The sequence below is a fragment of the Gluconacetobacter sp. genome (assembly GCF_047721585.1).
Classification (GTDB): domain Bacteria; phylum Pseudomonadota; class Alphaproteobacteria; order Acetobacterales; family Acetobacteraceae; genus Gluconacetobacter; species Gluconacetobacter dulcium.
The window spans coordinates 17,340-40,373 of sequence record NZ_JBDNXE010000010.1 but is presented as its reverse complement, the minus strand read 5'-3'; the positions used below and the strand labels follow the sequence as shown (position 1 = coordinate 40,373).

Annotated in this window: 15 protein-coding genes; 7 read left to right on the top strand and 8 right to left on the bottom strand. The window is 66.1% G+C overall.

Translation table 11 applies throughout. The features are described 5' to 3' along the window. Positions 1 to 5: 5 nt before the first annotated feature. Positions 6 to 2,468, bottom strand: coding sequence for a TonB-dependent receptor (locus ABF821_RS03830; RefSeq protein WP_415529087.1), 2,463 nt, complete (start codon positions 2,466 to 2,468; stop codon positions 6 to 8). 253 nt (positions 2,469 to 2,721) lie between these two features. On the opposite strand from ABF821_RS03830, the gene ABF821_RS03825 reads away from it, so the two are divergent. Together ABF821_RS03825 and ABF821_RS03820 are read left to right on the top strand one after the other, a co-directional pair. Next, positions 2,722 to 3,762 (top strand): sensor histidine kinase, encoded by a 1,041-nt coding sequence (locus tag ABF821_RS03825; protein ID WP_415529086.1) that lies wholly within the window; start codon positions 2,722 to 2,724, stop codon positions 3,760 to 3,762. Then, on the top strand, positions 3,759 to 4,421 hold the full coding sequence (locus tag ABF821_RS03820) for a response regulator transcription factor (protein WP_415529085.1): 663 nt from the start codon (positions 3,759 to 3,761) through the stop codon (positions 4,419 to 4,421). Before ABF821_RS03825 ends, ABF821_RS03820 begins: the two co-directional genes overlap by 4 nt. Here ABF821_RS03820 and ABF821_RS03815 read toward each other — a convergent pair. The 7 genes from ABF821_RS03815 to ABF821_RS03785 form a co-directional block, all read right to left on the bottom strand. After that, positions 4,403 to 5,971 carry a protoglobin domain-containing protein gene (locus ABF821_RS03815; RefSeq protein WP_415529084.1) on the bottom strand — a complete coding sequence of 523 codons (1,569 nt, stop codon included), beginning with the start codon at positions 5,969 to 5,971 and terminating at the stop codon, positions 4,403 to 4,405. The genes ABF821_RS03820 and ABF821_RS03815 overlap by 19 nt on opposite strands. 135 nt (positions 5,972 to 6,106) lie before the next feature. Then, complete coding sequence (locus ABF821_RS03810) at positions 6,107 to 7,810, bottom strand: putative bifunctional diguanylate cyclase/phosphodiesterase (RefSeq protein WP_415529083.1); 1,704 nt, start codon at positions 7,808 to 7,810, stop codon at positions 6,107 to 6,109. 620 nt (positions 7,811 to 8,430) lie between these two features. After that, a complete protein-coding gene (locus ABF821_RS03805; RefSeq protein WP_415529082.1) occupies positions 8,431 to 12,039 on the bottom strand; it encodes an ABC transporter permease/M1 family aminopeptidase in 3,609 nt (1,202 codons plus the stop codon). 3 nt (positions 12,040 to 12,042) lie between these two features. Continuing rightward, positions 12,043 to 12,921, bottom strand: a complete 879-nt coding sequence (locus ABF821_RS03800; RefSeq protein ID WP_182974199.1) for an ABC transporter ATP-binding protein — start codon at positions 12,919 to 12,921, stop codon at positions 12,043 to 12,045. Between the two features lie 158 nt (positions 12,922 to 13,079). Then, positions 13,080 to 13,853: a sulfite exporter TauE/SafE family protein gene (locus ABF821_RS03795; protein ID WP_182974198.1), complete on the bottom strand. Its 774-nt coding sequence runs from the start codon at positions 13,851 to 13,853 to the stop codon at positions 13,080 to 13,082. Between the two features lies 1 nt (position 13,854). Next, positions 13,855 to 15,549, bottom strand: a complete 1,695-nt coding sequence (locus tag ABF821_RS03790) for a TIGR01244 family sulfur transferase (protein WP_415529081.1) — start codon at positions 15,547 to 15,549, stop codon at positions 13,855 to 13,857. A 58-nt stretch (positions 15,550 to 15,607) separates the two neighbouring features. Continuing rightward, positions 15,608 to 16,534, bottom strand: coding sequence for an MBL fold metallo-hydrolase (locus ABF821_RS03785; RefSeq protein WP_182974196.1), 927 nt, complete (start codon positions 16,532 to 16,534; stop codon positions 15,608 to 15,610). Between the two features lie 106 nt (positions 16,535 to 16,640). Between ABF821_RS03785 and ABF821_RS03780 the strand changes: the two genes are divergently transcribed. The 5 genes from ABF821_RS03780 to ABF821_RS03760 all read left to right on the top strand — a co-directional run bounded on the left by ABF821_RS03780 (position 16,641) and on the right by ABF821_RS03760 (position 23,028). Beyond that, entirely contained in the window at positions 16,641 to 17,297 is a 657-nt protein-coding gene (locus ABF821_RS03780; RefSeq protein WP_415529080.1) for a peroxiredoxin, read from the top strand. After that, positions 17,294 to 17,695 carry an ArsR/SmtB family transcription factor gene (locus ABF821_RS03775; RefSeq protein ID WP_415529079.1) on the top strand — a complete coding sequence of 134 codons (402 nt, stop codon included), beginning with the start codon at positions 17,294 to 17,296 and terminating at the stop codon, positions 17,693 to 17,695. Before ABF821_RS03780 ends, ABF821_RS03775 begins: the two co-directional genes overlap by 4 nt. 214 nt (positions 17,696 to 17,909) lie before the next feature. Next, positions 17,910 to 19,595: a thiol reductant ABC exporter subunit CydD gene (gene cydD, locus ABF821_RS03770; protein ID WP_415529078.1), complete on the top strand. Its 1,686-nt coding sequence runs from the start codon at positions 17,910 to 17,912 to the stop codon at positions 19,593 to 19,595. Then, positions 19,592 to 21,289, top strand: a complete 1,698-nt coding sequence (gene cydC / locus ABF821_RS03765) for a thiol reductant ABC exporter subunit CydC (RefSeq protein WP_415529077.1) — start codon at positions 19,592 to 19,594, stop codon at positions 21,287 to 21,289. Before cydD ends, cydC begins: the two co-directional genes overlap by 4 nt. A gap of 113 nt (positions 21,290 to 21,402) precedes the next feature. Then, positions 21,403 to 23,028, top strand: coding sequence for a cytochrome ubiquinol oxidase subunit I (locus tag ABF821_RS03760; protein WP_415529076.1), 1,626 nt, complete (start codon positions 21,403 to 21,405; stop codon positions 23,026 to 23,028). Positions 23,029 to 23,034: the final 6 nt, after the last annotated feature.

The window sequence follows — 23,034 nt, the reverse complement described above, 5'->3', positions numbered from 1 at the left end:
CGTCGTCAGTAGGTCGCCGAAACGGCGAACAGGAACGCCCGGCCGGTCGCGGGCGTGATCCGGTCGCTGAACAGATTGGAATAGTTCAGGCGATTGGCCAGATTGTAGCCATTCATCTGCACCTTCCAATGTTTCAGGAAGCTGTGCGAGATCATGGCATCCCATTCCACGGTCGATGGCGCGCGCGCCGTATTGGCGGCATCCAGCCACACGCCCTGCCGCCAGGTCAGGCCACCGCCGAAGGTCACGTTCCACGGCGTGTTCGCTCCGGCGGTATAGGTGGTCCAGAAGGTCGCCGAGTTCTTCGGCGCATACTGGATACGCTTGCCCACATCCGCCGGCGTCAGCGACCCCACGGTCGTCGCGTCGTAATAGGCATAGGTCGCGATCACGTTCCAGTTCTTCAGGATCTCGCCGGACGCACTGAGTTCGAATCCCTGGTTCCGCTGCCGGTCGCTCGACGCGCTCACATTCCCCGTCGAAGGGTCCGTCAGCAGCGAATTGCCCTTTTCCAGACGGAACGCCGAAACGGTAAAGCCCATCCGCCCGCGAAAGGCGTTATATTTCGCACCGACTTCATACAGGCTGCTGGTCTCGGGCTTGAACCCCTCGGTCGAGGCCTTCAGCGGCTCCGAACTGTTGGTCACATACAGCCCCAGCGGCGTCGTCGATTTCGCCCAGTTGAAATAGAGCATCGTATTGTCGTCGGGCGTATACATCAGGTTGACGGTCGGGTTGTAGGTGTCCTGATTCTGCCCATAGGCGACACCGTTGCCCGCCGGCCCCTCATTGGCCGCATAATGGCTGTCCCAATGGTCCCAGCGGAACCCGGCCCGTGCCGAGAATTTCGGCGTGAACCAGATCTGGTCGGAGAAGAACGCCCCCACATCGGTCGCGGAACCGGTCTTGTACAGCGCCCGTCCCACTCCGCCGATATTCACCAGGTCATAGCTGTACTGGCCCTGCCCGCCCAGCAGAAGATCCGGCACATTGTTCGTCGGATTGACCATGCTGGTCAGGTCCTTCCGCGTGCCGTTCTGCCCGTTATAGTTGAAGGCATAATTGATGCGCCGGTCATAGATATGCGCCACGTCCCACCCGGCGATGATCTGGTGCCGCAGGACGCCGGTATTGAATTTCGCGATGGTGGAAAAGACGTTCTGCACCGACCAGTCATTCTGCTGATAGGGCTCCGGCCCGCCCAGATGGCCGCGACGGTTCACCATCGCCGCCGACGGATCGGTAAAATACGCCGCGTTGCAGGTCGCATCGCACCCCGGCTGCGACGCCGAATAATAGCGTTCGTACATCCCCCCGCGCAGATCGTCATAAAACGAGATATGGCTGTTCATCTCATGCTTCAGATGCGCCGACAGCATGTCCACGTTCGTGGCATCCTGATCGTACTGCGTGCCATACCAGTTGTTCCGGTTCAGGCCGAACGCGGTCGCGGGCCGCGACACACTCGTCCCCGGCTTCTTCAGCAGCGGCACGCCGTAATCGGGAATCCGGTTGTCGGTCTGATGGAAATATTCCAACGTCAGCGTCGTCGGCCGGCCCAGTCCGAACGCGACCGACGGCGCGATGCCCCAGCGATGCGAATAGACGCTGGCGCGCCCCACCTCGTCGTTCTCGTTGCCCATGGCGGCAATCCGCACGGCGGTGGATGCGCCGACCTGCTGGTTCACATCCAGCGTGCCCCGATAATAATCGGCCGACCCGCCGCTGAACTGCCCGCCATAGCTGTTCCCCAGATGCGGCATCTTGGTCACCATGTTGATGGCGCCGCCCGTGGTCCCGTTGCCGAACACTTCCGACGACGGCCCCTTGATGACGGTCACATGGTCATAATCGAAACTGTCGCGGCTATAGACGCCGAAATCCCGCAACCCGTCTTCATAGATATCGTTCTGCGCCTGAAAGCCGCGGATCAGGAACTGGTCCCCGCTCATCCCGCCTTCCCCCTCGCCGACCGAGGCGGTAATGCCGGGCACGTTGCGCAGCGCCTCGTCCAGCGACTTCACGTTCTGCTGTTCCATCAGCAGTTTGGGCACGACGTTGACGGTCTGGGCCGTGTGCATCACATCCTGCGGCATGCGGCTCAGGCCGATATCCTCATGCAGGATGTTCATACGGCTGCCGACGACCGTCACATGCTCTTCCGCCGTGGCGCTCCGCCCCACCTGATCGAGCGGCTGGCCGTTCAGCGGCCGTGCCGGCACCACCCCGTCGGCACGCGGCGGCGCAGCCTCGGTCGCCTGATGGCCCTCCACCGGCGTCTTCTCTGCGGCATGAGGGTTACCGGCATGCGCCTTGCGACCGGCATGGCGATGATGCTTCGCATTCGCCGCCGTCTCGCCATCGGTACCGGCTTCGGCCGAACCGACATGCAATCCGGAGCAGAGAAGCGCAAATCCCGCCATCAGCGGCGCAGGATGAACACGGCGGCGGATCAGTGGACTGGACATTTCTCTCATTCTCGCAACCACGGTTAGGTGGTGCCTTAAAAACACAAATGAGAATCACTCACAATTGCATAGGTGCCATAAAAATCATAGACTTAGGTATAGGTTTCCACTTTCTTCCAGAAATGTTATGATACATCGTGACATTCCGTTTCACGTAGAAAACCGCATGGATACGCCCCCCGGCACCAGACGCCGGCTGACCGGAAAGGCGTTTGAAAACGAGAGCGGCCGAGCCGAAGGACTCTCCTGAGCCATGGGGCGCTGGTACTGGCTCATCGCAGCCATCATGTCGGTCGTCATCTTCGCGATTACCCTGTCTCCCTCCCATAATGCGTTCGGCGTCCTGTATGTGCTGGTCGTCGTCCTGGTCGCCGACCGCTGCACGCCGCGCAGGCTGCACATCGTGGGCGGCGTGTGCGTCGCGCTGGAATGCACATCCTTCGCGATCCGCCATTACGGCGCCCCCTTCGACGGCCAGTATGCCCGCCTGGCACTGAGCCTCATCGCCACCATCGTCGTCACGATTCTGGCCGCCCGCAACCGGCAGGCCAGGGACGCGCTGGCCGAACAGGCCCGCCTGCTGGCCCATGCCGACCGCATCGCCACGCTGGGGCACCTGACGGCCTCGATCGCACACGAGGTCAACCAGCCCCTGTCGGCCATCGCCACCTTCGCGCAATCGGGCGGCCGATGGCTTCGCCGCGACCGGCCCGACCTCCCCGAGGCCCTCGCCTGCTTCGACCAGATCAAGGCCAGCAGCCGCCGCGCCGCCGCCATCATCAGCCGCGTCCGCGATCTCACGCGCAAGGCCCCGCTCGCCCATGCCCGGCTGGACCTTCCCGCCCTGATCGAAGACACGCTCCTGCTGCTGCGCTCCGAACTGGCCACACGCGGCATCGACGTGCGCCGCCATGCCGCACCGAATCTTCCGGCCATCATCGGCGACCGGATCGCCATCCAGCAGATCGTCATGAACGTGATGCTGAACGCCATCCAGGCGCTTGAGACGACGACCGATCACCGGAGGCTCATCACCTTGACCCTGGCCGAAGACGAGGCGAAGCACCGGACGATCCGCCTGCAAATTCAGGATTCAGGGCCGGGATTCCTGCATCTCGATCCCGATCACCTCTTCGCGCCCTTCATCACCACCAGGGCATCGGGCATGGGCATGGGGCTGGCGATCTGCCGCACCATCGCCCTTTCCCATGGCGGCACGATCGAGGCCCGAAACGCCACCCCACGCGGCGCCGTCGTCACGGTACGGCTGCCGGTGCTGGAGATCACCTCATGACGCACGACACACCACCGCAACCGGCCGGCCATGTCATCGTGATCGACGATGACGCCGGCATACGCGCCTCGCTGGACAGCCTGCTGCGCTCGGCCGGCCACACCGTCACCACCCATGCCGACCCGCAAGAATTTCTCCGCGTCGCCCGTCCGGCCGGCCCCTGCTGCCTGATCCTCGATGTCAGGCTCGGCACGGTCGACGGCCTGGCATTCCAGGCCACACTCACCGAAGCCGGCCTTGGCATTCCCGTCATCATCATGACGGGCCACGGCGATATTCCCATGGCCGTCAGGGGCATGCGCGCGGGCGCGATCGACTTCCTCGCCAAGCCGCTGGACGACGAAGCCCTGCTCGCCGCCGTCTCCCGCGCGTTCGATCACTGGTCCGACACACAGGGCGACACGCCCTGCCCGGCGGACATCCGCCAACGCTACGACACCCTGTCCGATCGCGAGCGCCAGGTCATGGCGCTGGTCGTGGCCGGGCTGATGAACAAGCAGATCGCCGGCCACCTGTCCCTCAGCCTGCCGGCGATCAAGCTCCACCGCGCCCAGGTCATGCGGAAAATGGGCGCCCGCTCGCTGGCCGACCTGGTGCGCCTGGGCGAGATGCTCGCCGTCCGCGATCAGTCGGTCAGCCGTTACGCCACGCCCGCATAGCGGGCGCCGGGCCCGGCGAGCCGAACAGGCGCCTTCGCCGCACCGGTCGGCCGGGCAAGCCGGAACTCCGAAAGCTGGGCTTTCAGGGCAGCCGCCTGCTCCGCCATCGCCGAACTCGCGGCTGAAGTCTGTTCCGCCATCGCCGCGTTCTGGCGAGTGCCCTGATCGATCGTCGCCACGGCGCCGTTGATGTCCCGCAACGCCGAGGCCTGCTCCCGCGCCGCGACGGCGATATCCTTCAGATGGCTACCGATCTCGTTGACCCCGGCGATGATGCTGCCGATCGCCGCACTCGCCTCACCCATCGCGGTCACGCCGGTCGCCACCTGCTCCCGCGCGGTATTCACCAGCCCCCTGACTTCCTTCGACGCCTCGGCCGCCCGCGTCGCCAGGTCCCGGATCTCCTTCGCCAGGATCTTGAAGCTGTTCCCCGCCTCGCCGGCGCGCGCGGCCTCGATGGCGGTGTTCAGGGCCAGCAGGTTGGTGCGGGTGGCAATGCCGTCCATCACATCGGTAATCCGGGCGATGGCGTCCGACGAGGCGGCGATATCGCCCATCGTGTTCTGCGCCCGCTCGATCATCTCGCCGAACCGCCCGGTCGCCGCCTCGCACTGCACGACGAAATCCTCGGCATGAGCGACCCGCGTCGCCGTCTCGGACACAGTGGCGCTGACCTGCTCGACCGTCGCGGCGGTCCGCTCCACCGACGAAGCCTGGCGCTCGGTGCGGCCGGCCATGTCGTGGGCGGCGCTGCTGATCTCGGCGGCGGCGCGGTCGATCGCCTGGGTCGTGTCCAGCACCGCACCCAGCGTACCGTTCAGGGCGCCCATGGCACTATTGAGGTTCTCGCGCAGCGTCAGATAGGCAGCCGGCAGGTCGTCACGCACCTGCCCCGACAGGTCGCGCTCGGCGATCCGGCCGATCACGGCGCCGAAACTGCCCGCGACCAGGTCCTGCTCCTTCCTGATGGCCTCTTCACGAGCCGCCTCACGGGCCAGTTCCTCCTGTTCCAGATAGACGGAAATCGTCAGGTCCATTTCAAGGAACACCACCTTGCACAGGCTGGCGATCGTATCCGCCATCTGCGCGGTCACCTGCGCGGATTGCCCCGGAAACAGCGATCGCCCCTGCTGGAAATGGTTGACGATGGCATGGACGAGATGATCGACGATAATAGCATAGCCGCCGATATACCAGGTCGGTTCCAGGCCGATGCGGGCATGGACAGTGCCGATCGCATGCACGCGGGCAGCATATTCGGCGCCCAGATCGGCAGCCGAAATACTCTTCCAGTGGTTCCGCTGTGCCCGCTTCGCGCGTTCCATCTCCTCTTCCGACGAGAAAAGATTGTGGATTTCTGGCACTTTCCGAATCTGGGCATAAAGCTGCTCAAAGGCTTCAGGCAGTTCACGTTCGATCACGGCCCCGACGCCGCGGATCGCGCGGTAATTCGCCTCCGTCATATCCATGAAGTTCTGGGTTCGCCGCAGCTTCTCGATAGCGGCTCCGTTCTGCCGGAGCGGCTTCTTTGCTTCAGAATGGGCACTCATGTGAATTTCGATCCTAATTATTGAAGGAAAGCACGCCCGCGCGGCCTTCTCCCTCCCAAACGAGAAATATTCCTGCTGCCCAGGAAGCCCGCTATCGCATGACGCCCCCATCCGGCATGTCGTCCCCTCGCCCCGTCACCGGACAACCAGTTCCGGATCGCAACGACGCACCCGTTCGATATCTTCCCCCACCGGCATGGGGCAACCATGAAGATAGCCCTGCACCTCGGCGCACCCTTCCCGGCGCACCAGGGCAAGCTGGTCTTCGGTCTCCACCCCTTCGGCCACGGTCCGTACGCCCAGGCGCTGGCCCAGGTCGGCAATAGCCCTGACCACAGCAGCACATTCCGGGCGCGCCAGGGCATCCCGGACGAAGGACCCGTCGATCTTGATCTTGTCGAACGGAAAAGCCCGCAGATGGGCCAGCGACGAATAACCGGTACCGAAATCGTCCAGCGAAATGCAGACCCCCATTTTACGCAGGGCCAGCAGGTCCTGGATACCGCCCTGCTCGTCGCCCAGCAGCGCCGTCTCGGTCACTTCGATGTCCAGCCGCTCCGCCGGCAGGCCGGACGCCGCGAGTGCGGCCGCAACCGCCGGCACCAGCGTTTCCCTGCCCAACTGGATGGCGGAGATGTTGACGGCGACATGCGCTCCATCCTCCCACTGCATGGCGCAGCGGCAGGCCCGATCCAGGACGAATTCACCCAACGGGTCGATCAGGCCGCACTGCTCGGCCACCGACACGAACTCGGCGGGCGAGACCCAGCCGCGTTCAGGATGGTACCAACGCACCAGGGCCTCCCGCGCCGTGACGCACCCCGAATAGAGATCGATGATCGGCTGATAGAAAACGAACAGATCCTGCCGGGCCTGTAACGCGGCGTACAGACTTTCCTCCAACCGCGTCCGCTCCTGGGCACGAAACTCCAGATGGCGTGAAAACTGCCTGGCGATCCCCTTGCCATCTTCCTTGGCCTTATAAAGCGCCATATCGGCCCGCGCCAGCAGGATCTCGGGGTCCACACCATGCTCCGGCACCAGTGCGATGCCGACCGAAGCCCCGATCTGGATTCTGTGGCCATGCTCCAGGTCGAAGGGCCGGCCCAGCGCCGCCGCGATCCGGTCGGCATGCAGCCCGACCGGCCGTTCCGCGTCATGGGGCGACAGGATCGCGAATTCATCGCCGCCCAGCCGCGTCAGCGTCACCGCCGGATCATCGCATAACATCCTGAGCCGGTCGGCGACCTGCCGCAGCAGCGCATCGCCCACCTGGTGCCCCCGCGTGTCGTTGACCAGCTTGAAACCATCCAGATCGACATAGAGCAGCCCGAAGCACGCATCGGGCGTCGCCAGCCGTTCCTCCAGCGCCCTGCGGAACACGAGCCTGTTGGGCAGTCCGGTCAGCGCGTCGTGATGCGCCAGATAGCCGATGCGCTTTTCCGCCTCGACCTCCTTCGTCACCAGCGCCCAGGTCAGCATGGGTGCGATATAGCGGCCCTCCCGGTCGTTGATGGCCGAAACCTTGAGGTCCAACACCTCGGTACCCAGACGGATGCGCGCACTGTGCGGCAGATTGCGCGGGTCGGACAATAGATGCCGCTGATAGGCGGGAGAGCGATGAAACACGTCGATCGACGTGCCGATCAGTTCATCGGCGCGGATCGGCAGCAGATGCTCGATCCGCCGGATCAGCGCAACGGACATGTTGTTGACATAGTCGATCAGCAGCGATTCCGGCTCCACCGTCATGACTGCCACCGGCATGTCGTCAAGCATGCGCAGAAGAAATTCGCGTCCCTTCGTCTTGAACCCGTCGACCAACGGCTCACGCCCCATGATTGAATAATTCAGATGATTTCTTTCAGGAACCGAGAAGGAAAGACCCGCCCCCGTCCCTTCGTCTGCCATCACCCGTCACGCGCGCCCCCCGGATCGCATGACGTCTCCATCGGCACAAAACGTCCGACCATTATCCGAAAACAAATAGGGACATGCTCACCGGATCGGCTATCCCCCCAAGGGAACCAATCAGGACACATGTACAACGGCCCCTCATGAAGCCGCATGAATGCCTACTTTTACATTACAAAATGTGCAAGATGTTTTAAATAACAAAACAAAGCATTCATTTGATCTATATCATTGACGACCTGCTTCCGCCAAATATCCACGTCGGCCTCACCCAGCATTCAGGCCCGGCCGCAACCCACCGGAAACTACGCGCAATCCGCGAATCTAGCCGGAACCTGCCCGTCCCCACGCGGCGCCCGTCCCCCGTCAAACCAAGCCGGCCGGCTTCAATGTTCGAAACCCGGACGGAGGCAAATGTGCCTCCTCCGGTATCGATCATCATCCGCATCTGCCGCCCGTTCGCCGGCGTCATACGGCATAAACATGACCGGCCTCGCAGACGACGGGCAACATCCGCTCGGCGGCACCCACGCGCGAGGCCGCCCTTACGGCCCCGTCACCGCCCTGACATTGTCATCGGGATTGCGATCGACCATTTCCACATAAGGATCGACACCCGCGAAGGAGGGCGCGCGATCCACCGTGAAATGCAGCGTGTTCTCGCCGGTCCTGATCGGCGCCCGCTGCATCAGCACCACGTTCTTCCGGTCGAAGGCCGCTTCACCCGGCATGGCGGTGAACAGGCCGATATCGACGGGCTCGTTCATCGGCGTTTCCGTCTCGTTGCCCTTGCCGTCGGCATAAAGCTTCTTCGCCGAAACCTTCAGTTCCACATCGAACCGGCCATCGGCCCGCTTCGTCGCGGTGCTGGAGACAGTGCGCAGATCATAGAGCGTGATCTTCTCGAACAGGTCGGTAATCAGTTGCTGCCCGGCGGCATCGCCCTCCTCCTTCTGTCCGGCCTGCGCACGGAAATCGCCGACCAGATCCAGCGAGCGCGGCCATGGCGCCCCCTTGAAGCGGTAATCGGCCAGAAGCTGGCGCAGCCCGGCATTCACCCGGTCCACCCCGAGCCGATCCTGAAGCAGGTACATCACGACCGACCCCTTGCGGTAATGGATGTATTGCTGGTTCTCGACCCGCTCAAGCGGCTCCTCCTCCAGCCGCTCCGTGCCGCGCGCACGCAGGTACCGGTCCAGCTCGTATTTCAGGAAGCGCCGAATCTTGTCCGGCCCATAGAGTTCGCGCATCGTCATCAACGCCGAATATTGCGCCAGCGTCTCCGAGAGCATGGTCGCCCCCTGCATGTCCGCGCCCACGACCTGATGCGCCCACCATTGGTGGCCCAGTTCATGCGCCGTCACATAGGTCACATAGTCGATATTGTCGGGGTTCGAGAGGTTGGCGATAAACCCGATCCCTTCCGAATACGGGATCGTCCCGGCAAAAGCCTGCGCGAAGGCGGAATAGGCCGGAAATTCCAGAATACGCGCATAATGGAACTGATACGGGCCGAAATTCGGCTCATAATATTTCAGCCCGGCCTTGAAGCCGTTCAGCATCCGGTCAACGTTCCACGGATGATGCGGGTCGTAATAGACCGTCAGATCCACCTTGCCGTTCGGCCCGTCATAGAGCGCATGCCGCTCGGCATAGCGCGCCGATTGCACGGCAAAGAAGTCGAGCACCGGCGCGGAGGTAACGAAATGCGCCGTACGCCGCCCGTCATGCGTCACGTCGGAAACGCGGTCGCCGGGCGCGATCGGCGTCTGGTCGGCATCGGTGGTCACCGTAATGTCCGCCGTCGTCCAACCCGCATGAATATAGTTCTGCGCCTGCGCCGACCGGTCCTCCAGCTTCGCCATGCGCAGTTCCGGCACCAGCCCGTATTTGCGGCGCTTGACGCGGTCCTGAAGCAGCCCGTCATGGGTCATGCCGATGGACGGCGCGAAATCGTCCTTGTTGACGAACGTGCCGTTCGGAAAGATGCCAAGACCGGTATCGGCCGAATTGGCAAAGCCGCGCTGTCCGCGCTCGGTGCGGAAATCCAGTCCGATGCTCTCCCCCGGCGCAAGCGGTCGATCCAGTCGGTAGATGCGGTAATGGAATTTCGGATAATCGCGCTCCAGCGTCGCGCCGTCGATCTTCAGGTCGATCAACTTCGTCTGGCGCGTTTCCATCCGCACATGCACATGATCGAGCGGCACCGCCTGATGGTTGGTCAGCACATAATGTCCGCTCACCGTCATCGCCGGACCGTCGGGATGAATGTCGATAGCGAAGCGCAGCGCCGTCACGTCGGGCTGCGGCACATGCTCGTACGCCAGCAGCGCCTTCTCGTAATCCGCCATGTAGCGGTCACGCTGGTTGGGTGTCCGATATTCGTTCCAGATATGGGTATTGACGAAGATGAAGGCCCCCAGCCCCGCGAAACACACCAGCGCCGCACCGCCGATCGCCGCCGGCACCCCCCGGATGCGCGACGGCAGAGCCGCCAGCCGCGCCCGCAGCGTCATGGCCGCGCCACGCCGCCACAGCCCATGGCACAGCACGACAAGCACGATCGCGCAGCACGCCCAGTAAAGGTCGCTGACCACCAGCCCCTTCCAGAACGTGCCCACCCCGTTCATGTCGGAAAGCGGCATGCCCGGCGTGCGCCCGTAATTATAGAGGATATCGTCCAGCCCCAGCGTGCCGCCGATCAGCCGCAGCACCATATAGAGGAACATCAGCCCCCAGCCGACGAATTTCTGCGGCGCGAGAACCTGGAGGAACACGGCCAGGATCGCGGTCAACAGCACCGAAACCGTGCCGGGCAGCACGAACCAGAGCAGATAATGCCCAAGCTCCAGATGCGTGTAGCCATGCGCAAGCTGGTAGACCACACCAACCGCCACGCCCGCCAGCAGCGTCGTGAACAGCACGATGGCGATGGCCGGCACCTTGCTCAGGACAAAGATCCATCCGGGCAGCGGCGCGGCGCCGATCAGTTCATGCATCCTGCGGTCCTGCTCGCGCCAGACCACCTCGCCCGCATAGAACGCAGCCATGATGAACGGAATCAGCGTGAACGCGCCGGCCAGATGCTGGATCATGACGCGCGTCACCGGCCAGACGGGCGTGCCATACATCTCGTCGAGATCGACCAGCCCACCCACCGTGTTCATAATGCCCAGCAGCAGCAGCACGATATAGGCCGGGCTGCGCAACACCTGCCGCACCTCGAAGCGCAGGCGCATGACATACTGCACGCGCCGCGCGCGCGCGTCGAAGCGCGGGCGCGGCAAGGCGCGGGGGTCGAACACCGGCGGCACCTCGGCAGGCCCCTCCGCCCGCCGACGCGCGAACCGTCCCTGCCGCCGCGTGAAGCTGAACAGACTGCCCGCAAGGGCCAGAAGCCCGACCGCGATGCCGCACCAGAGCACACGATTCCATAGCAGCATCGGCGTCAGGGGCGGCGCGAGCGTGTTGCGCTCCACCGCCGTCCAGTAGCGCGTCGCCAGATCGACCGCCCCGAAGCCGAACGGTTCGAGATAACCGAACGTTTCCTCAAGGCGCGGCAGCTTGCCGATCATGGTGCCGGCAATGGTCCAGACGACCATCAGCGACACCGCGACGATATACGACCCCATCATGGAGCGCGTCAGCGTCGCGGCCGCGAACATCATGGCGCTGATCAGGAACAGGTTCGGAATCGCGAGCAGCCCGTAGGCCTTGAGATTGGCCAGCCCATGGACCGGGCCGAGCGTGTCCGGGTCCACCCACGGCATGAACGACCCCAGGAACACACCCAGCGGCACCGCGAGAAACACGAGGCAGCAGGTCGCGAAGACGCCGAGGAAACGGCCGAAGATATAAGGCAGGCGCCGCAGCCGCGTGGCGTAGAGAATCTGGCCGAAACCCGTTTCCTCGTCGCGGATCACGGCATTGGCCGCGATCGCCGCGCAGACGAACAGCGAGAAGACCGAGAACACCTGCTCCATCTGCGCAACGGCATAGGGCGCGTTCTTGTGCACATTGCCGCCGCTGCCGATCTGGATGACCGAAACGGTGGTGCAGAGAAAAGTCAGCGTCAGAAAGATCAGCGCGCAGACCCAGAAAGCCGGGCCGCGCATCTGGTAGCGGATCTCGAACCGCGCAATCCGTCCGAGCATGGATCAGGCCGCCCGGCGCGAACTGTCGAGCGTCCGGAAATAGACATCCTCGAGGCTCCCCTCCATCGGCGCGAAACCGGCCCCCGGATCGCTCTCCGCCTCGACATGGATGACGGTCCGGCCGGCAAACAGACGCACGGCGATCACACGGTAGTCCCGCTGGTACTGCTCCAGCGCGTCGCGCGGAATCACCTTGCGCCACAGGCGCCCCCGGCTCTTCTCGATCAGGTCCAGCGGCGCGCCTTCCAGCAGAATGCGCCCACCCGCCAGCACGGCCATGCGGGGGCACAGATCGGCGACATCCTCGACGATATGCGTCGAGAGGATGATCACCACCTGCTCGCCCACTTCCACCAGCAGGTTGAGAAAGCGATTGCGCTCCTCCGGGTCCAGCCCCGCCGTCGGCTCGTCGACGATGATGAGCGAAGGCTGCCCGATCAGCGCCTGCGCGATGCCGAACCGCTGGCGCATCCCGCCCGAAAAACCGGCAACCGCCTTCTTGCGGACGGACCACAGATTGACCTGATGCAGCAGCGTCTCGACCGTCTCGCGCCGTTCTCCCCTGCCGGTAATGCCTTTCAGCACCGCCAGATGGTCCAGCAGGTCATAGGCCGAGACACGGGGATAGACGCCGAAATCCTGGGGAAGATACCCAAGCGTCTCCCGCAGACGCTCCGGCTCGCGCAGCACGTCGATCCCGTCGAACGTCACGCTGCCCGATGTCGGAGCCTGCAAGGTCGCGATGGTGCGCATCAGGGTGGATTTGCCCGCACCGTTCGGCCCGAGCAGCCCGAACATCCCGCGCGGGATATCGAGCGAAACATGATCCAGGGCGCGCGTGCCGCTGGAATAGACCTGCACAAGATCCGAGATGCGCAGCATAGCCGACGGTCCTTCCGATATGGTATCGGAATGTTACGCCAGGATCAGTGCTTTCGACCAGCCACCCGCGCCAGACCGGCCGCGCCCCTTCCCCCCGCCGGAAAGCCACGTCGGCTCGCCGACCGCGCCACCTGCCCGACAGATCGCCCGACAGCCTGTCAGAAGCTGCGCCAGATCATGTAGGTCGCCACGCAGAAGATGACGCCGGAGAAGAAGATCGTCAGGCCGCCGGTGGTCCCGGCCAAAGCTCGGGCCGCACGCATCCCGCCGAAACTGCCGACGACGCCGCCAACGATGAACAGCACGGCCAGGTTCCAGTCGATCAGGCCGGATACCATGTAGCTGAGGGCGGTGCTGGCGCCGAACGCGGCCACGGCAACCAGCGAGGTGCCGATGGCGTTGAGGATCGGCATACGGGTGGAGGCGATCAGCGCCGGCACGATCAGGAAACCGCCGCCGATGCCGAAAAAGCCCGACAGCGCCCCGGTCCCCAGGCCATAGGTCATGACCCGGCTCATATTCTCACGATTGCACGCCGCCCCCTCGCAGCCCTGGTTGCGCCGTCCAAGCAGCATCAGCACGCCGACCACGATCATCAGCAGCGCGAAGCACAGCAGCAGCCGACGGCCGTCCATCGCCTTGCCCAGCGTCGCCCCGCCGAACGCCCCCACCACGCCGAAGGTGGCGAAAATCGCGGCGCAGCGCCATTTGACCGTGCGCGCGCGCGCATGCTGCGCCAGTCCGGCCAGCGCATTGACCGCAACGGCAAGGGCGCTGGTGCCGATGGCCACATGCGGGTTGCTCACCCCGACCACATAGACCATCAGCGGAACGGCCAGGATCGACCCGCCGCCGCCGATCAACCCCAGCGTGAAGCCGACCAGCGCGCCGGAGAGAACCTCCAGCGCCAGATGTGTCAGGTCGGGCGGCATGTCACGCTCCCGAAGCGTTCCGGGGAGCGGCCAGCAACTCGTGCCCGCGCAACATGCCCCGCCAGTAGAGCTGGGGCATGACCTTCTCCTTGAGGAACCATGCCAGCCGCGTCGGCTGCGTGCCGCGCAGCAGCCACAGCGGCAAGGTCGGCTCCAGCTTGCCGCCATAACCGAATTCGGCCAGCACGATCCGCCCGCGCTCGACCGTCAGCGGACAGGCGCCGTACCCGTCATAGGCCGCGACGGGCGCCTTGCCGTCCAACGCCGCCAGCACATTCACCGCCACGACGGGGGCCTGCTTGCGCGCGGCGGCGGCCGTCTTGGCGTTCGACGTGCCGGCAACGTCCCCCAGGGCGAAGATTTCGGAGAAGGACGCATGGCGCAACGTCGCGGGATCGACGGCCACGAACCCGTCGGCTCCGGCCAGCGGACTGGACCTCACCACCGCCGGCGCCACCTGGGGCGGCACCACATGCAGCATGTCGAATGTCTGCTCGACCCGCTCCGACCCGGCTTCCGTCGCGCGTTCGAAGGTCGCCACCCGCCGCGCGCCATCCACGGCCACCAGCTTCGAGCGCAGATGCAGGTCGACCCCATATCGCTCGATATAGGCCATCAGCGCGGGCACGAAGGCCGCCACGCCGAACAGGGCCGGCGTCGCGGTGTCGAAGCCCACCGAGATATCCTTCAGCACGCCGCGCCGCCGCCAGGCATCGCAGGACAGGTACATAGCCTTCTGCGGCGCCCCGGCGCATTTGATCGGCATGGGCGGCTGGGTGAACAACGCCCTGCCGCGCGACAGGCCCTGCACCAGTTGCCAGGTATAGGGTGCCAGATCGTAGCGGTAGTTGGAGGTGACGCCGTTCCGGCCCAGCGCGTCCTCCAGGCCAGGGATCGCCGCCCAGTCCAGCGTCAGCCCGGTCGCCACCACCAGAACGTCGTAGGACAGCACCGTCCCGTCGCCCAGCGCGACCTCGCGCGCCTCCGGCAGGAAACCCGCCACCGGCTGGCGCACCCAGGTCGCACCGGCCGGGATCAGCCCCTTTTCCGGGCGGCGCGTCTGTTCGGGCGTGAAAATGCCGCCCCCCACCATGGTCCATCCCGGCTGGTAGTCATGCGTGGCGGAAGGATCGACGATGGCCACCGAAATACCGGGCCTGCGGCGCAGAATGCTCGCGGCCGTGGCCAGACCGGCCGCGCCACCCCCGGCGATGACGACATTGAACCGGCGCGCAACCGCCTTTGCGGCCGCCGGGCGCGGCGCGTGCGGCGCGTGCGGCGCGGCGGCCAGCCGGTCGCCCAGCGAGGACAGGTCGATCCCCGCCGCCCGGCCGGCCGCCAGAATGCCCTCCACCGGCATGTGGCCCGCCTGTGCCAGCGCCCAGAGCCGCGCCGCCCGGTTCCCGCCCTGGCAATAGGTCAGGACCGGCCCCGGCACCCGCTCCAGCGCCGACCGCATGGCCTCCACCGCCTCGTCGCTCGGCAGGCTGCCCGAGCGAACGGGAATGGCGAGGAACTCCAGCCCCCGGCAGCGCGCCGCCTGCTCGATCTCCATCGAAGGCGTCTGGTCCGCGCTCTCGCCATCGGGACGGGCACAGATGATGGTCTTGAATCCGCCCGACGCCGCCGCGTTCACATCGGCGACGGAGAGTTGCGGCGAAACGGAAAACTGGGGGGTCAGCGCGCGAAAGGACATGGATCTGAATTCCCGGTCGACAAAGGAGAGAGAAATAAGGACGGGCGGAAAACGGGCGTCAGAGCGTGTCGATCGGAATCTTGATGTAACGGGTGCCGTTCGATTCCGGTTCGGGCATGCGCCCGCCGCGCATGTTGACCTGCACCGAAGGCATGATCAGGTTCGGCAGCGACAGCGTGGCGTCGCGCGCGGTGCGCATCGCGACGAAGTCATCCTCGCTCACGCCGTCATGCACATGGATATTGCCCTGGCGTTCGGCGCCGATCGTGGTTTCCCACGCGAAATGGTCGCGGCCGGGCGCCTTGTAGTCGTGGCACAGGAACACGCGCGTCGCGTCCGGCAGCGCCATCAGGCGGCGGATCGAGCGGAAGAGCTGGCGCGCCTCCCCGCCGGGAAAGTCGGCCCGCGCGGTCCCGTAATCGGGCATGAACAGCGTATCCCCGATAAAGGCGGCATCGCCGATGACGAACGCCATGTCGGCGGGCGTATGGCCGGGCACATGCAGGACGGTCGCCTCGATGCCGCCGACCGCGAACCGGTCGCCGTCATGGAACAGCCGGTCGAACTGCGAGCCGTCACGCGCGAACTCGGTACCGGCATTGAAGATCTTGCCGAAGACCGACTGCACCCGCACGATCTCGGCCCCGATGGCCAGATTGCCGCCCAGTTGCGCCTGCAACCAGGGGGCCGCCGACAGATGGTCGGCATGGGCATGGGTTTCGAGCTGCCACTGCACCTCCAGCCCCTCGGCCCGCACATAATCGACGACCTTCTGCGCCGTGGCATGGCTGGTCCGGCCCGATGCCGCCTCGTAATCCAGCACGCTGTCGATGACGGCGGCCTGGCGGGTGGCGGGGTCATGCACCACATGCGTAGCCGTGAAGGTCGCCTCATCGAAGAACGAGCGAACCACGGGGGCAGGAGCCTGTCCCCGCGCGACCTTCTCAACCTGGGCGATGGCGGTTTCCAATGCGGAATCGGACATGACGGCCTCCCATTTGTTAAGTAAAATGCTTAACTAATGTATATCAGTTTATTTAACAATTAAACCTCCTTGCGTCAAGGCTGGCGGTCGATTTATGAAAGGAAGCATGACCGACTCCGATTCGACGATTTGCGCCGCCGCGCCCGCATCCCCGCCGAAAATCGGCGACGAGGCCCCGGATTTCATCGCGCGGACCACGCACGGACGCCTGCGCCTGAGCGACCTGCGGGGGCACTGGGTGCTGCTGTTTTCCCACCCGGCGGATTTCACACCGGTCTGCACCAGCGAATTTCTGGCCTTCGCGACGGCCTTCGACCAGTTCCAGGCCCTCGACTGCGCCCTGGTCGGCCTGTCGGTGGACAGCCTGCCCGCCCACCTGGCGTGGATCGAGGCCATCCGCGCCCAGTTCGGGGTCACGATCCCCTTCCCGATCATCGAAGACCCGTCGATGGCGATCGCGCGCGCCTACGGCATGCTCGACCTGACGGCGGACAGCAGCGCCACGGTCCGGACCGTGCACGTCATCGACCCCGACGGCACCATTCGCGCCATCACATGGTATCCGATGTCGGTCGGCCGCTCGGTGGCGGAAATGCTGCGTCTGGTCGCCGCATTGCAGAAAGTCTCGACGGAAGACGTGCTGACGCCCGAAGGCTGGCAACCGGGCCACGATACGGTCCTCCCGGCCGTCCAGACCCAGCAGGACGCGGCGGAAGCAGGGCCGGCATGGTTCATGCGCACCCGGCCGGACCCGCGCGCATGACCCCCCTGGCAGCGGACGACGCCCGTGAACTGGCCGAACGGCTCAAGCTGTTCGCCCAGCCGCAACGGCTGCTGATCCTGGCTCAACTGCTCGACGGCCCCCGCGCCGTCAGCGCGCTGGAAAGCGGCACGGGGATCGGCCAGCCAGTCCTCAGCCAGCAGCTCGGCATCCTGCGCCGCGCCGGCATCCTGCGCACCGAACGCGAATCCCGCGCCATATTTTACAGCTTCGCCGACACCGAAGAAGAGAAATGGATGCGCCTCCTGCTGGGCATGCGGCCAACGCAATCCAGCACGGACACCCACGCCCACCCCGACATCGCCCACACCCCCCGCATCGCGCGCAAGGAAGCCGGGGCCGTCTTCGCCCGCGTCGGCGCGGCCACCAGCCAGGAATAACCCAGGCATCCCAACGGGTAAGGCGCGCACGCCACCCCGTCCACAACACCCCTCACACCACCCGATCCCACCCGACACACAGGTCGCGCACCCGCACGGCGCGCGATCACGGTCCCTTGACCACATATAATTTCATAGTTACATTAAATGACACTTTCATAATACATGAAAGTATAGTCAATCCTGCCGTTCGGCAGGTGAAAGTGCGCAACCCATGCGGACGGCGGACAGGGGCCTGACCGGCCTGGCATCGCGCGCCGGCCTTTGGCTGGGCGTGGCGGTGGTCCTGAATGGCGCGGCGGCGGCCATGCTGGTGCTGCAACTGGTCGTCCTGGCCCGCATCGTCGACAATCTGGCCTTCCACGCCCACACGTTCGGTCAGGAAACCGGCCGCGCGGGCTGGCTGGCGGCCCTGCTGGCCGGCCGCGCGATCCTGGGCTGGCTGGCGGACATGGCCGCCGCCACGGCGGGCATGAAGGTCACGACCGCCCTGCGCGCCGACGTGCTGGCCCACCTGCTGCGGGTCGGCTCCGTGGGCATGGCCGGCGCGGGCACCGGCGAGACCGTCACCACCCTGACCGAAGGCATCGACGCCCTCGAACCCTATGTCGCCCACTACCTGCCGCGCGCCGCGATGATGGTCGTCATGCCGTTGATGATCCTGGGCTGCGTGGCCGGCCTGGACGGCTGGAGCTTCGCGATCCTGGCCTGCACCGGGCCGCTGATCCCGCTGTTCATGGCGCTGGTCGGCTATCGCGCGCAGGCGATCATGGACCGGCAATGGACCCAGCTCCTGCTGCTGGGGAACGGTTTTCTCGATTTCCTTCAGGGCATGACCACCCTGCGGCTGTTCGGCCACGCGCACCACGCCGCAAGCACCGTCGGGCGCATGGCCGACGATTACCGCCGCACCACCCTGTCGGTCATGCGGGTGGCGTTCCTGACCTCGGCGGCGCTGGAATTCTTCGCCAGCCTGTCGATCGCCCTGGTCGCGGTAGTGTTCGGCGCGCGCCTGCTGTCCGGCCATGCCGATTTCCGCACCGCCTTTCTGGTCCTGCTGCTGGCCCCCGAATATTTCATGCCGCTCCGCGCCTTTTCCGCCAGCTATCACGCGCGGCAGAACGCGACCGTGGCGATGCGGCGCATCGCCGCCCTGCTGGCCCTGCCCCAGGCACCGATGGCGGCCACGATCGCACCCGCTCCGCCATCCGGGCCGCTCGCAGGCATCGCCTGCACCAATCTCTCGGCCGCCTACGGCACCGACTCCGCGCCGGTTCTGGCACATGCGTCCTGCCAGTTCCCCCGCGACGCGCTGACGGTGGTGGTCGGCGAAAGCGGCGCCGGCAAGACGACCCTGCTGCGCCTCCTGCTGGGCCTTCTGGCCCCGTCGGCGGGCACCATCGTCGCGCTGGATGAAGCGGGGCAGCCGCTCGCCGGCCCCTGGCGCGACCGGATCGGCTGGGTGCCGCAGCGCCCCTGCCTGCCATCCGGCACCATTGCCGACATCCTGCGCCTGGGCGCTCCGGACGCCGACCTGGCCCAACTGCGCGCGGCGGCGACACAGGCCGACGCACTGGCCTTCATCGAGGCGCTGCCCCAGGGGTTCGATACGCCCATCGGCGAACGCGGCGCCCGCCTGTCGGGCGGGCAGGCGCGCCGCCTGGCCCTGACACGGGCCCTGATCCGCGATCCGGCCATCCTGATCCTGGACGAACCGACCTCCGACCTGGACCCGGACAGCGAAAGACGGGTCGCGGACGCCATCCGGCGCGCCGTACCGGGGCGGATCGTCATCGTCACGACGCACCAGCGGACGATGATCGGACAGGCCGATCACCTGCTCGCGGTCGCGGACGGCACGATCCGTCCCCTGTCCGCCAGCGAAAGGGCGGCGGCATGAGTCACCTCTCCCCCCTGTTCGCGCCGACACGGCCGATCGGCCGGCGGATGGCGGCCGGGCTGGTCCTGGCCTGCCTGGCGGCCCTGGCGAATTTCGGCCTGCTGGCCCTGTCCGGCTGGCTGCTGGCGGCGGCGGCCACCGCCGGGCTGGCGGGGCTGGTGGCGGCCCACGCCTTCAACATGGCCCTGCCGGCGGCGGGCGTCCGGTTCCTGGCCACGCTGCGTATCCTGGCCCGTTACGGCGAACGGGTCGTGACCCATGACGCAACGCTGGGCCTGGTCGGCCAGATCCGCGCCCGGAGCTTCGACCGGCTGGTCCGGCAACCGCCCGCGCACCTGTCGCGCCAGCGCAGCGGCGAACAGCTTTTCCGCTTCGTCTCGGACACCGAACGCGCCGGCCATGCCTATCTGGATGCCGGCGTCCCCTTCGTCACGGCGGCGGTCTGCGGGCTGGCCTCGGTCGGTCTCGTCGGCGCCTTCGTCCCCTCGGCCGGCCTCGTGCTGGCAACCGGCCTGCTGACCTGCGGCGTGCTCCTGCCGCTGGCGGCCGGATGGCTGTCGGATCGCGCGACCGCCCGCATCGCCACCCAGCAGGACGCGATGCACGGCGACCTGGTGGACATCCTGCAAGGCGCGGACGAGATCGCCTTCCTGGGCGCGGAGGCCACGATGCGCCACCGCCTCGACACCCGGCAGGCGGCGATCCGCCACGCCCGCCTGCATCTGGCGGCGATCGAGGGCGGCGCGCGGGCCCTGACCGGCGCAATGGCCATGCTGACCGCGCTGGGCGTGCTGGCCTGCGCGTCCACGGCCCTGCATGCCGGCCTCCTGTCCGCCGCCTGCCTGCCGATGCTCGGCCTGGGGGCATTGGCGGCATTCGAAAGCGTGGCCCCGCTGCCGGCGGCGCGGCAGATGGCCCGCCATGCCCGGCTGGCCGCCCGGCGCATGCGCGCGGCCTGCGCCCTGCCGCCCCAGGCGACCGGCGGGTCGCTGTCCCCGACCGCGCCGCTGGACCTCGACATGCGCGCGGTCGGCATGCGCTACGCCCCGGACGAGGCGTGGGTGCTGCGCCACGCCGACCTCACCATCCGCCAGGGCGAGCGCGTGGCCCTGGTCGGGCCGTCCGGCGCGGGCAAGAGCACGGTCGCCGGCCTGCTGTTCGGCTTCCACGATTATCAGGAAGGCACGATCCGGTTCGGCGGCACGGACGCGCGCGCGCTGGACCCGGACGCGCTGTCCGGCCTGGTGGGCGTCATGGCGCAGGACGCCCACCTGTTCCAGGGCAGCATCCGCCGCAACCTGGCCATGGCCTGCCCCACGGCGGATGAAGCCGCGATGTGGTCGGCGCTCGAAACCGCCCAACTGGCCGCCTTCGTACGCCAGGCGCCGGCCGGCCTGGATACGCTGATCGGCGAGGCCGGGCTGCGCCTGTCCGGCGGCCAGGGCCGTCGGCTGGCGCTGGCCTGCGTCCTGCTGCGCCGTCCCCGCTGGCTGATCCTCGACGAGCCGACCGAAGGGCTGGACGCGGCGACCGAGCGAGCGGTGATGACCGCCCTCATGGCCTCCCTGCCGCATGATGCGACGCTCCTGTGCATCACGCATCGCACGGCCATCCTGCCCTTTCTGGAGCGAGCGGTAGAGATCGCCGATCACCGCTTTCACGATGTCGCGATACCGCGCGGGAGGCCGCGATGACATGACGATGGCTGCGTGTCGCACGACACGATGAAAGACCGCGTGTCACTTGACACGACAAAGCCCGCGCCCACGCCACGCGGGCCAGACTGCAAGAATCAGGAGAATCGAGCGTGGAACTTATCAATCCGGATGTCGTCGACCTGTCGCGATTCCAGTTCGCGCTGACGGCACTTTACCATTTCATGTTCGTGCCGCTCACATTGGGGCTGACCTTCATGCTGGCGGCGATGGAGACGGTGTACGTCGTCACCGGCCGGCAGATCTACAAGGACATGGCCCAGTTCTGGGGCAAGCTGTTCGGCATCAATTTCGCCATCGGCGTCGCGACCGGCATCACGATGGAATTCGAATTCGGCACCAACTGGTCGATGTATTCCCGCTTTTTCGGCGACATGTTCGGCACGCCGCTGGCCATCGAGGGCCTGATGGCGTTCTTCATGGAATCCACCTTCGTCGGGCTGATGTTCTTCGGCTGGGACCGCCTCAGCCGCCCGGCGCACCTGGCCATCACCTATCTGGTCGCGCTGGGCTCCAACCTGTCGGCACTGTGGATTCTGGTGGCCAACGCCAGCATGAACATGCCCGACGGCGCGCATTTCGACCCGGACACCATGCGGATGCAGTTCGACAGCGTGGTGAAGGTGATCTTCAACCCCGACGCGCAGGCCAAGTTCGTCCATACGTCGGTCGCGGGCTACGTCTCGGCGGCGATGTTCGTCATGGGCATCAGCGCGTTCTACATCCTGCGCGGCCAGCACAAGGCGTTCGCGGCGCGCTCGTTCCGCATGGCGGCCCTGTTCGGCATCATCTCCACCGTCGCCGTCATCACGCTGGGCGACGTGCTGGGCCGGCTGGACTACGAGCACCAGCCCACCAAGATCGCCGCGATCGAGGGGCTGTGGCACACCAGCAAGCCGCCGTACGAACCGTGGCTGGCCTTCGCCCTGCCCGATGACGCCAAACAGGAAAACCATCTGGAAATCGGCGTCCCCTTCGTGCTGACGCCGCTGGTCGCCCACAGTTTCGACACGCCGATCACCGGCATGACCGAACTGGAGGAACAGGCCGGCCCCCGCATCGCATCGGGCATCCAGGCCCTGGCGGCGCTGCGCCGCTACGGCCAGGCGCACGACCCGGCGGACCTGGCGCAGTTCAGGGCGCATGAGGCCGACATGGGCTTCGGCTTCCTGGCCATGCGCCACGCCCCCGGACAGGATGTCAGCGCCCTTTCCGCCGCGCAGATGGACGAGGTGGTGCGGCAGACCGAGCCTGACATCCTGCCGAACGTGTTCGTCACCTTCTGGTCGTTCCGGATCATGGTGTTCCTGTCGCTGTGGTTCTTCGCCGTCTTCGCCCTTTCCGCCTATGTCAGCCTCACGAACCGGCTGGAACGCAACCGCCTGCTGCTGAAGCTGTGCATGTGGTCCATCCCGCTGCCCATCCTGGCCACCGAGTTCGGCTGGATCACCGCCGAAGCCGGCCGCCAGCCCTGGACGGTGTTCAACCGCCTGCCCACCTTCCTGTCCGCCTCCAGCCACGGCGTCGGCTACATGATCTTCTCGCTGGCCGGCTTCGCGCTGCTCTACTCCACCTTCATCGCCGCCGAACTGTTCCTGATGTTCAAATATGCCCGCCTCGGCCCCGATCACGGCGCGCATGGCGCGCAAGGGCCGCACCTGACGGTCGCGCACGATCGGAAGGACGCGTTTTCCATCGCCTCCTCCCTGTCTTCGTAAGGGGAT